Genomic DNA, 8,265 nt, shown 5'->3' on the forward strand with positions numbered 1-8,265 from the left:
TTCGCGCGCCTTTCGCCTGCGGAGTGCCGCAACTACTTCTCGGCCGCCGGCTACGAGGATGACGCTTGTGCTTCCAGCTGATCGGGACCCGCTCTAGTCGCGACCGCAGACGAGGACGGCGAGCGTGCGGTCGTCGGCGGAGCCCGCTATGTCGTGACGCGACCGGGGCAGGCCGAGGTGGCGTTCACGGTGGTCGACCAATACCAGGGCCGGGGCATCGGCGCCGCGCTGGTGCGGCACCTCGTCGGCATCGCCCGCAGGAGTGGGCTCGCGGAACTGACCGCGGAGGTCCTGCCGGACAATACTCCCATGCTGAAGCTGTTCGAGCGGTGCGGATTGCCGTTGAGCAAGAGGCGCGAAGCAGAGGCCGTCCACGTGGTTCTTCAGCTCGGCTGAGCGCACATGCGCGCCGTTCATCGATTTCACTCTTCACGACAGGCGGAGGACACCGGCAACGATGCACCTGCCCATCGGGCCCGAACGCGGACGTTCTACGGCGTCAGCCCCTCTGTGATTGCTACGGCGTTTGCACTCGGCGGACGACGCGCCTGCCGCACCCTACTGGGCGAGCAGTCCGTAGGCGGTTATCACGCAATCTGCCGCGATGACCAAGAACACGAAGGCGAACAGCCTCGTCAGCCCTGCCTCGGTTTCCAGGTGCGCGCGAAGGGTTCGAAGATCCGCCATGGCCCGGCCTCGCTTTGTTCGGACAGCATCAGAGCAGATTTTGCCTCCTCCGTGAACGGTCAAGCTTCCGAGACGCTGACATTGAACGGTTCTGTCCGGCATCGCACGAGCACCCGTGCCCCTCTCGAAATACAGCACACGCTCGTCGGAGGGTCACGCACGCTCGTTCAGGGATGAAGATACCCGCAATCGTGCGCCGAGCTGGATCAGTCGCCGGCACCTGCGCCGGTGCTCAGGATTGGTCGGCTGGCGGAGGTCGGAGGTCGGAGATGCTGACTCAATTGATGGTCGGCGCGGGTGCGAGCGTCTGCAGCATCACAGTCCATTCGTTCACGATGGCCGTGGTCCTGAGGGTGGCCCGTTCGTATGCCGTCTTTCGCGGGTACAGCAGCATGTCCCTATCACGGGTAATGTCATCGGCCGTGTGCGTGCTGATGGCGGCCCATACTCTGGAGGTCATGATCTGGGCGGGCATCTACAAGGCCGTCGGTATCGTCCCAGCCGGATCTGATCACCTGTACTTCGCCTTCGTGAACTACACGACGCTCGGCTACGGCGACATCATTCCAGCTGAGCGCTGGCGTCTCCTCGGCCCTGTCGCCGCCATGAACGGCATCCTGCTGTTCGGCTGGTCGACGGCCGTCATCTTCGAGATCCTCCGGCGAACCCTGATCCGCATGGACGAAGTCCTGCATTGAGGTCACCGGCGGCGAGCCGGTCCGCCCGGCTCTTTACGCTTCCGAGATGCCTGACTGGGGCCCGAAGGGCCGGCCAAAATTAAGCTGCTTGGCGCGTCCTGCAGGAATCGTCACAGCACTGGTAGAATCGGCTCACGTGCCCACGTCGAACGCGGAGGAGCGCAGATGAGGAGCCTCGGATCGACAACACGGGCCTCCTGGAACGGCACCCCGGCCGAGTTCCGTTTCGACGTCGTGGCAGGGCTCACGGCCGCTTCCGTCGTCCTGCCCAAGGCGATGGCCTATGCCACGGTGGCCGGGTTGCCGGTGGCGGTCGGCCTCTACACCGCCTTCGTTCCCTCGGTCGTCTATGGCCTGCTGGGCTCGTCGCGCGTCCTCAGCGTGAGTTCGACGACGACGCTGGCCATCCTGACAGGGGCCGAACTCGGCAGCGTGACGCCGGATGGCAATCCGGCAAGGCTTATTGCCACCACGGCAACGCTGACGGCCCTCGTCGGCGCGCTGCTTCTGGCGGCCAGGCTGCTGAAGCTCGGCTTCGTCGCCAGCTTCATCTCCGTGCCGGTGCTCACCGGGTTCAAGGCCGGGATCGGCCTCGTGATCCTTTTGGACCAGGCGCCCAAGCTCCTCGGGCTCCACTTCGCGAAGCAATCGTTCTTCGCCGACCTGGCGAGCCTCGTCCATCACCTCCCCGAGCCCTCCCTGCCGACCCTGGCCATCGCGGGGGCGACGCTGGCCGTGCTCGTCGGTATGGAATGGCTCAAGCCGCATTCGCCGGCTCCGCTTGTTACGGTCGCGGCCGCCATTGCCGCCTCGTGGCTGCTGGGCCTGGGCGCATGGGGTGTCTCGACCGTCGGGACAATCCCGCAGGGACTTCCTTCCCTGACTGTGCCCGATCCGACGCTCGTCCAAGCGCTCCTGGCGGGCGCCATGGGCATCGCCCTGATGAGCTTCACGGAGAGTATCGCCGCGGGGCGGGCATTCGTGGTCCCGAGCGATCCACCGATCAACGCCAACCGCGAACTGGTCGCCACGGGATTGGCAAACCTGGGGGGAGCCTTGCTCGGGGCCATGCCGGCCGGCGGCGGGACCTCGCAGACCGGGGTCGTGCGGGCTGCCGGCGGTCGGACGCAGGTGGCCTCGCTCGTGACGGCTGCGGCCGCCTTCGCCACGATGCTGCTCCTGGCCCCGATCCTCGGCCTCCTGCCGCAGGCGACCCTCGCGGCGGTGGTCATCGTCTACTCGGCCAGCCTCATCCAGCCGGCGGAGTTTCGGGCCATCTACAAGGTGCGGCACATGGAGTTCCGCTGGTCGGTCGCGGCGGCCCTCGGGGTGCTCGTCTTCGGAACGCTTCAGGGCATTGTCGTGGCCATCGTCCTCTCGCTCATCGGCCTCGCCCTCCAGACCGCCCATCCCCGCGTCTCGATCATCGGCCGCAAGCGCGGGGCCGATGTCCTGCGTCCGCTATCGCCGGAGCACCCCGACGACGAGACGTTGGAGGGCCTTCTGATCCTGCGCCCCGAGGGGCGCCTGTACTTCGCCAACGCACAGAACGTGGCCGACCGGATCCGGGCGCTGATTGCCGAGCGCAAGCCGGGCGTCGTCGCCCTCGACCTCAGCCGCGTGCCCGACATCGAGTATTCGGCGCTGCAGATGCTGCAGGAAGGCGCACGGCGGACGAGCGTGACCTTCTGGCTCGTCGGTCTCAACCCGGGCGTGCTCGACATGGTGCGGCGCGCGGGCCTGGATCAGGACCTCGGTCCGGACCGGCTGCTATTCAACGCGCGAACGGCCATCGAGCGCTACACGAAGCTTCAGGCGCGGTCAGCGCCTGATTAGGAAGCTCCTTGCGTACGGCGCAGTCGCGCTGGCCGTACGCTTGCGATCCTGCGTTGAGAGGACCTTGCGCGACGGGCGAAACAGCGACTATCGCGCGAACCCAGCACCGGGTGAAATGAATCGCGGTGCCTGTTTTCCTGATGTCCTGCCCCTCATCGCGAGCAGCGCTGGTAGGCGACCCCGGTCGGATCCTGATCGTTGTAGTAGCGTCTGAGGCTCCCGTTCGGCGTAGACGACAGCAGAACCCTGACCTCATTGCCAGCGACTGCGTTCGCGCAGTCGAGCAGGAGAAGCTGGCGGTCCCCAGCCGGCCGGACCGATTTGATCTGGCACGATGCCATCGGGGTCCTCAGGCGATTGCCAGAGACTATGAAGGCGGGCGCGAAGATGTCGACCGGCTTCTTGAACGATGTCGCTTTTCCGGCGGAGGAATAAACTTCCGCGCAGTCGCGTCCCTCCAAGACCCACGCCCCTTGGTAACCTGAAAGGCCGACCTGGGCCGCCCGTGTGGCTGACACTCCGGCCGATGTTGCGAGGCCCAGCCCGAGCGCGGCTGCCCCCACGAAACGCGCAACTCCCATTGCGACCTCCTCGGCTGGTTTGACAAGCTTGAGGCGCTGGCCGCCTCAGCTTCCGTGGCAAAGCTGATGTAAGCCGTGAGTACCGACAAGGACGAAATCATCTCGGATGATTGTTCATAACCGTACGGCCACGCTTTTGCCTCAGCAAGAATGCCTCATGGCGGCACCATGACCGAGTCGCCCGGTTTCGAAGTCCGAATCACGACCCTCCAGACGGGCAGCATCCTGCGCGCGCCGACCGAGCGCGAGGTGGCTACCAAGGCGGAGCTCCTCATTCGCAGGGTTCACGCGCGCGGCGAGTTGGTCGCCTTCAGCATCGCGGGACCGGGCACCGCCGCCATCGGCCGGATCAAGGCCTACCTTGAGGATGTCTTGATCGAGGTCGCACGGCTGAGCATCTGATCGCGTTCTTCCAGGAGTTCACCGGCAGTGATGAGCGGTGGCTGGTTCAGGACCGCGTCTCGTCTCGCCCGCGCTTCTGTCGGCGTGCGGCCTGTCCAGCGTCGGAAGGCGTGCGTGAAGGCGCCCACCTCCTGGAAGCCGAGCAGCCAGGCAATGCGCGAGACCGGGATGCGCGCGTCCCTCAGGTAGCGCAGGGCAAGGTCCCGTCGCATCTCCTCCAGCACCCGCTCGAAGGTGAGACCGTCCTCGGCAAGTCGCCGGGACAAGGTGCGCTGGCTACTGCCGAGGCCCTGCGCGACATCGGCGATTCGGGGCCGACCATGCGGCAAGAGCGGCGCCACCGCGTTTTCAACCCGCGTGCGTACGCTCTCTGTCGGACGGCCGCGATGCGCCAATGCCTCCTCGCAGTAGCCGAGCAGGAGCCCGTGCAGATACGGGTCGGCGCCCGTCAGGGGCGCGTTTCCCACGGCACAGGCAAAGCGGGCCTCATCGGCCGGGGCGTCGAACGTAACGGTGCAGCCGAGAAAAGCCTCCATCTCGCGGTCACCCGTATGTCGGGGATGGCATAGGGCAAGGCGCACCGGCGACAGCCGCGGGCTCGTCAACTGCCGGGTGACCCGGACGAGGCCTGTCATCCAGAACTCGACCTGATGCCGGGCGGCGTGCCGCGACACGCCGAGAAAGCCCAGTCGCATCCCAACCTCGTCAACTTTGGCGCAGGTCGGGACGAGGCCCTCGTTCGTGATCGCGCTGTAGCGCTCCGCCCGCGCAAAGGCGTCGCGCAGCGTCGGGGCGGAAGCCATCACGTAGTAGAGCAGGCCGATCTCGCGCAACTCGAAGCCCTGGCCGAGACGGAAGCCGAGCAGGTCGTCTCCGAGCGCCTCGGCGATCAGCCCAACCACCGCGACCTGGTTCGCCGCGCCAATGCGGGCATGCCGGTCCGCAATCTGCCGTTCCGTCAGGCCGGCGCAGTGCAGGAGTGGCTGAACCGCAATCCCGGACGCTTCCGCGTAGGCGACCGCGAGCCGAGCCAGCGAGCCCGCGGCGCTCGGCGGCATGGCAAAGGGTGCTGCGTGCGAACGCGCCGTCCGCCGCGGCGAGAGGGGGGCGGCCACAGATGGCATGACACACCAGATGTTTGGCCGACGGTAGCAGGACGGGGGGCGGACGTCCCTGTACGGACGCAGGCGGTCGAGTGGCGGTCTCCGGACCTGTCCGGCCGCCCCGCTCCGGGGCCGTGGCACATCCGAGCTGGCAAGCGAGCTGGACCGGATCGTTCCGCCCCTTGTGACAGGATCCATGATGCCCGCTGCCTGCAGGCGAGCCCCCCGGGCTCGTGCCGTCCCCGACCCGCAACTCTCGCTCGTCCAGGCCTACACCCGGCTGATTCTGATGCCGACACGGGCAGACGGCTCCAAGATGGCTGTCATCGCCCGCTTTGGCACCCGGGACGTGTGCCTGATCGAGATCCTACGGGCCGATGCATCGACCGGAAGCGCGCCGCTGCGGGTCGAACTCTTCGACCGGGCCCGCGGCCACGCCGTCGAGAGCGTGGCCTGCAACGACCTGGAGGCGGCCGAGGCCGCGACGGGTGAACTCATGGACGATGCCCGAGAGGGTGTGCTCGGAAACTCGCCGACCCGTTCAGAGCGTGGGGGGCCACCAGGATCCGGCGGCGGGTGATCTGCCCCCAGGAGGTGGCCCAGGTTCGAAGTTAGTGCACGGTCGGCCTGAAGCTGCCTCACGGCGCAGCTTGGCAGGGACCGGGCTCACGCTGACCCCGTGCGATATGGAAGATCCTCAGTCGTCGACGGACGGACAACCCCAGGATAACAGGGACATAGAGTGTACAGCGGACCGTTGAGCGCTCCTTCGCCTGGATCAACCGCAACCGACACCTCTGCAAAGACCCAGAAGGCACGCTCGCCTCCGCCAGAGCCTTCCTCTACGCCGCAGACGTCCCGATTCTCGTCAGACGCCTCGCCCGCTCAGCCTGACTTCTCAGACGGACTCTACCGGAGGATCAGTTCGAATCACTGCTTTGTAAAAACATTACATGAGGCAATCGTCAGGTCCTTACCGGGGTTTAGAAAGCAGGTTTCGTACTTGTTTGGTCCAGTGAGCCTGCCATTGGCGTGTCCACCTGCATTGTTAACATGATAAATCGTCTGCTTATCACTGGCGATGATGCCGAGTAACGCCACGGTATCGTCTTTGGAGACAATTTCTCCCCAAAATTTCCGACCATCTTGGCCTTTGATGTTGAGTGTGAGTTCCTGATTGTGCATACGGGGCATGCCAGGGGCTTTATCATTGCGATGATGTGTTCCGCTGCCCAGGACAATGGTATCTGTGATACCCTTCCATTGGCCCCGCATATCCGGATAACCGCCCGTGTCTTGAGACATGGCGATGCTCGCCGTCATGAGCAACCCACCCATTGCTACTATCAAAGCCCGCCTTTCCATTCAGTCCTCCCCAATGCATCCTACCCTTTGGCCTGACAAGCACCGTGCTCGACGGGACTGCCAAAATTAAGGATTAGTTGAGCAACACTCGTCCGACAAGCTACTCTGAGGGGCCTTCTGGGACTTCCTAACCTCGACTTTAACGTTGGTCGCGCGCTTGCGATCCTGTACGTCCCGGAGCTTTGCCACTGCCATGGCCTTGTCGAAGCGGACCGGCTCCCATTGGGTGGTTTGGGTTGACAGTTCGTTGAGGGTTGGCCTTTGCGCTAGCGCGAGCCTGGCCGGCGGGGCCTGTCGCAAAGTTTTTTAGACTGCTGGGCGAGCCGCGGGTGAGCGCGGCAGAACATAACCTTCGGTTGTGGAATCGGGTTCTTGGGCGATCAAATCACTGTCCCTGGTTGTGCCGTAATAGGCTCAGGAAATCGCAATTTTTCAAGGTGCCTTCGGTTCGATCCGGAATTTGATGAGGCCTCGAAGCGCGTCGCCCGCACTGAGGCCCAAGGCGCCGCCCGCCTCGATCGCTAGTTCGATGATCTTCGCCAGGGCCGGCACCGTCGACCGGTTGCCGATAATGCAGGCTCTCTCGGGCGCGTCCACGTCCAGCAGCGCGGGTGCATGCTTCATGTACGTGGTCCATGCCAGCATGGCCGCGCAACTCAGGACATGATGGTTGCAGAGTGGGTCGACCTTGATCCCTGCCTCGGCGCTTCCTGTTTTGATGGTGTAGGATCTGAGCGCCGACGAATAGTCGGGCCCTTCCGTGGGCAGCTGCGGGACCAGGTCCAGAAGGTAATTGATGACAAGGTAGCGGTCACCGAGCGCAGCGTTCACGGCGTCTACCCACGCCCTATTGCCTGTCCGCGGCGAAGCAAAAAGACAGGCGCTGACGCGGTCTCCGATGAGGCGGGCGAGGTCATAGGCCAGATAGGTGCCGAGCGCGCTGCCGAGGCTATGGCCGACAATCGTGATCTTGTCGTTCGCGCCGAGCAGCGCAGCGATGCCGGCAGCGGCGTCCCTGTCGAGGGTTTTCTGGCCGTCTAAGGCGCGCAGCTGCATCGTCCCGTAGATGCTCGAGAAGCCGTGCTCCACCTTGATGGTGCCGCCGCGGACATCGTCGGGGAAGAACTGGCCGTCGATGATCCACTCGACGATGCCGGCGGTGCCCCGCACGCCGACGATCCAACTGCTCGGATCCCTTTTCGACACCGCAACGTAGCCGTAGTACAGAGGCTCCGGACCGACCTGCAGCATGGGCGTGCTGAAGATCGAGTCATTCGCGATAAGCAAGGCCCTGAGGTCATAGTCGGCGATCAGCCGGGGATCGGGGACGGGCGCGAGCAGTTTGGCGCCCGTATCGCTTTTGCGATGCATGCCCTCGGCGTACATGGCCAGGAGCGCCAGTTCCGGGGCGTCTGAGATGTCCATGGGATACATCTGCCAGGGTGTTCACGGGCTGAGGATAAACGCTGAGCGGAAGGTCGGGAAACCTGGGCTTGATGGTGTGGACGCCCCCGACGGCATCAGCGTGCCAGAGTGGTGGTGTTAGAGCCCACTCCAGGAGGCGTCCATGAACCAGGTGAGCACTGTCGGACT

Annotated in this window: 8 protein-coding genes and 2 pseudogenes; 6 read left to right on the plus strand and 4 right to left on the minus strand. The window is 64.9% G+C overall.

Going from position 1 to position 8,265, the window contains the following annotated elements:
- Nucleotides 1-108 precede the first annotated feature (108 nt).
- The 3 genes and pseudogenes from WDW90_RS32765 to WDW90_RS32775 form a co-directional block, all read left to right on the plus strand.
- Nucleotides 109-396, plus strand: a pseudogene (locus WDW90_RS32765) (GNAT family N-acetyltransferase); the annotation flags it as partial.
- 560 nt (nt 397-956) lie between these two features.
- Nucleotides 957-1,385: a potassium channel family protein gene (locus WDW90_RS32770; protein WP_336491809.1), complete on the plus strand. Its 429-nt coding sequence runs from the start codon at nt 957-959 to the stop codon at nt 1,383-1,385.
- Nucleotides 1,386-1,550: 165 nt separating this feature from the next.
- Entirely contained in the window at nt 1,551-3,221 is a 1,671-nt protein-coding gene (locus WDW90_RS32775) for a SulP family inorganic anion transporter (protein WP_336491810.1), read from the plus strand.
- A 152-nt stretch (nt 3,222-3,373) separates the two neighbouring features.
- On the opposite strand, the gene WDW90_RS32780 is transcribed toward WDW90_RS32775, so the two are convergent.
- Nucleotides 3,374-3,802: a hypothetical protein gene (locus tag WDW90_RS32780; RefSeq protein WP_336491811.1), complete on the minus strand. Its 429-nt coding sequence runs from the start codon at nt 3,800-3,802 to the stop codon at nt 3,374-3,376.
- 168 nt (nt 3,803-3,970) lie between these two features.
- On the opposite strand from WDW90_RS32780, the gene WDW90_RS32785 reads away from it, so the two are divergent.
- The gene (locus WDW90_RS32785) at nt 3,971-4,204 is read left to right on the plus strand and encodes a hypothetical protein (protein ID WP_336491812.1); all 234 of its coding nucleotides are present in this window, start codon (nt 3,971-3,973) and stop codon (nt 4,202-4,204) included.
- On the opposite strand, the gene WDW90_RS32790 is transcribed toward WDW90_RS32785, so the two are convergent.
- On the minus strand, nt 4,159-5,262 hold the full coding sequence (locus WDW90_RS32790) for an AraC family transcriptional regulator (protein WP_336491813.1): 1,104 nt from the start codon (nt 5,260-5,262) through the stop codon (nt 4,159-4,161). The genes WDW90_RS32785 and WDW90_RS32790 overlap by 46 nt on opposite strands.
- 361 nt (nt 5,263-5,623) lie before the next feature.
- Between WDW90_RS32790 and WDW90_RS32795 the strand changes: the two genes are divergently transcribed.
- The gene (locus tag WDW90_RS32795; protein ID WP_336491814.1) at nt 5,624-5,887 is read left to right on the plus strand and encodes a hypothetical protein; all 264 of its coding nucleotides are present in this window, start codon (nt 5,624-5,626) and stop codon (nt 5,885-5,887) included.
- Nucleotides 5,888-6,063: 176 nt separating this feature from the next.
- Nucleotides 6,064-6,201: pseudogene (locus tag WDW90_RS32800) on the plus strand (IS5/IS1182 family transposase); the annotation flags it as partial.
- Nucleotides 6,202-6,237: 36 nt separating this feature from the next.
- Here WDW90_RS32800 and WDW90_RS32805 read toward each other — a convergent pair.
- Nucleotides 6,238-6,630: a hypothetical protein gene (locus tag WDW90_RS32805; RefSeq protein ID WP_336491816.1), complete on the minus strand. Its 393-nt coding sequence runs from the start codon at nt 6,628-6,630 to the stop codon at nt 6,238-6,240.
- A gap of 474 nt (nt 6,631-7,104) precedes the next feature.
- A complete protein-coding gene (locus tag WDW90_RS32810; RefSeq protein ID WP_336491817.1) occupies nt 7,105-8,097 on the minus strand; it encodes a lipase family protein in 993 nt (330 codons plus the stop codon).
- Nucleotides 8,098-8,265 lie beyond the last annotated feature (168 nt).

The organism is Methylobacterium nigriterrae, assembly GCF_037106235.1.
Taxonomy (GTDB): domain Bacteria; phylum Pseudomonadota; class Alphaproteobacteria; order Rhizobiales; family Beijerinckiaceae; genus Methylobacterium; species Methylobacterium nigriterrae.

Bases quoted from the DNA above. Each gene is read 5' to 3' on its own strand.
- WDW90_RS32775 (WP_336491810.1), top strand. From the start codon at position 1,551: ATGAGGAGCCTCGGATCGACAACACGGGCCTCCTGGAACGGCACCCCG.
- WDW90_RS32785 (WP_336491812.1), top strand. From the start codon at position 3,971: ATGACCGAGTCGCCCGGTTTCGAAGTCCGAATCACGACCCTCCAGACG.
- WDW90_RS32810 (WP_336491817.1), bottom strand. From the start codon at position 8,097: ATGGACATCTCAGACGCCCCGGAACTGGCGCTCCTGGCCATGTACGCC.
- WDW90_RS32805 (WP_336491816.1), bottom strand. From the start codon at position 6,630: ATGACGGCGAGCATCGCCATGTCTCAAGACACGGGCGGTTATCCGGAT.
- WDW90_RS32780 (WP_336491811.1), bottom strand. From the start codon at position 3,802: ATGGGAGTTGCGCGTTTCGTGGGGGCAGCCGCGCTCGGGCTGGGCCTC.
- WDW90_RS32770 (WP_336491809.1), top strand. From the start codon at position 957: ATGCTGACTCAATTGATGGTCGGCGCGGGTGCGAGCGTCTGCAGCATC.
- WDW90_RS32795 (WP_336491814.1), top strand. From the start codon at position 5,624: ATGGCTGTCATCGCCCGCTTTGGCACCCGGGACGTGTGCCTGATCGAG.
- WDW90_RS32790 (WP_336491813.1), bottom strand. From the start codon at position 5,262: ATGCCGCCGAGCGCCGCGGGCTCGCTGGCTCGGCTCGCGGTCGCCTAC.